Annotated in this window: 2 protein-coding genes; both read right to left on the reverse strand. The window is 72.3% G+C overall.

What is annotated here, in order from left to right; all coding sequences use genetic code 11:
- Positions 1-23: 23 nt before the first annotated feature.
- On the reverse strand, positions 24-1,274 hold the full coding sequence (locus E1264_RS42465; RefSeq protein WP_165964677.1) for a hypothetical protein: 1,251 nt from the start codon (positions 1,272-1,274) through the stop codon (positions 24-26).
- A gap of 5 nt (positions 1,275-1,279) precedes the next feature.
- Positions 1,280-1,604 (reverse strand): hypothetical protein (locus tag E1264_RS44970; protein WP_207937020.1); only part of this gene is annotated, 325 nt, incomplete at its 5' end.

Here is a 1,604-nt window from a genome sequence, read left to right on the forward strand (position 1 = left end):
GAACGGAGGTTGGGAGGGCGGGGTCAGCTGGTAGCGCGGATCCGCATCAGGTAGTGCCGGTAGCCCAGCTCGGCGGGGTTGTCCGGCGGGACGCTGGATAGCAGGGCCGCCGTAGCGGTGTTGTCGGCGAACGCCACGTAGGTGGTGGTGCCAGGGCCCAGGGCGCTCAACGCGGCGGCGAGGAAGTCGGGGTTGAAGGCGATGCCGGGTGGGACGGCGCCGGTGTCGCTGTGGATGTGGGCGGGCAGGGTGTCGCGGCCGGTGGCTTGGTCGCCGTGCCCGGCCTGCAGCGTCATCTCTCCCGCGTTGCCGTCGCCGTCGTCCTGGTCTGGGGTGGTGGTGAAGGTCAGGTGGATGGGGGTGTTGCATTCGGCGACGACCGCGACGTTGCGGACGGCGGTCAGGAACGCGGTCGTGTCGAGTTGCACGCGGTGCGGGCGTGGCTTGTCCAGCAGCGTGGCGTAGTCGAGCGCGGCGCCGTCCAGCGTCCGGGTGATCAGGGTCCGGCCGGTTCCCTGGATGCTGAGCAGTTGCGGTTGCCCTTTGTCGTTGAGTGTCAGCCCCAGGGTGAGGTGGGCGTCGCCGGTCATGGTCTTGGCGATCTCGGCCATGGTCGACCAGTAGACGAACACCGGCTCGGCGCCTGTTGCGCTGGCCGTGCGGCTGCTGGACTCGTCGGCGTTGTGGTGGTCGGCGGTGTCGTCGGGTTCGGTGATGGTGGATTGCCAGCCGGGGACGACCCCCAGCGCGACGCGGTACCGGTCGGTGGCCGACAGCACCGGCGGGCCGTCGGGCCGCAGGTCGATGCGGATCGAGCACAGCGCCGGGACGGTGGCGTCGTGGCTGGCAGCGACGATGGTCTGCCCGATCACATGGGTGAGCGCGGCCGCGTCGATCTGCCCGATCACCGGCGGCGCGGGTGGCGGGCTGGGGTAGTCCTCGACGGGCATGGTGAGCAGGCTGAAGGCGGCGCGTCCAGCGCGCAGCCACACCGTGGCGCCCTCGCAGCTGACCTCGCAGGTGCCTGCGGTCAGCCGCCGCGAGATCTCGGCGAGCAGCCGGCCGGAGACCAGCACCGTGCCGTCCTGGCCGACGTCGGCGTCGGTCTCGGCGTGGGCGCACACCTCGTAGTCGAAGGTGGTGATGGTGAGGCGGCCGTCGCTGGCGTGCAGTCGGATCCCGGCCAGGACCGGGACGGGCGGCCGGGCGGGCAGGAACCGCGCGGCCCAGCCGACCGCGTCGGCGAACACGGCGGTGTCGATCACGAACTTCACGCCGATCACTCCCCCTCATCGTCGTCGTGGCAGCCGTACAGGGCGCGGTAGGGGTCGGCGGCGGTACCGGCCAGGTCGGGGTGCACGACCCCCCACAGGGCCGCTTCCAGGGCCTGCCGGGTGTCATCCAGCCACATCGGCACGCGGTGCCGCTCGAACACGGCGGCGACGTCGTCTGCCAGGGCGGCAAAGGCGCGGGGGTGCATCGGCGCCGCGGCCGTGCGGGCAGGCGGTGGTGCAGGGCGGGTCTTCAACGGGATCAGGCCCTTCCTAGCCAGGGACAGCCCCGGGGCAGTCGCCGGCTGGTGGTGGCCGGTGGCCGTGCTCGGG

It is taken from the genome of Actinomadura sp. KC216, from assembly GCF_004348535.1.
Classification (GTDB): Bacteria; Actinomycetota; Actinomycetes; order Streptosporangiales; family Streptosporangiaceae; genus Spirillospora.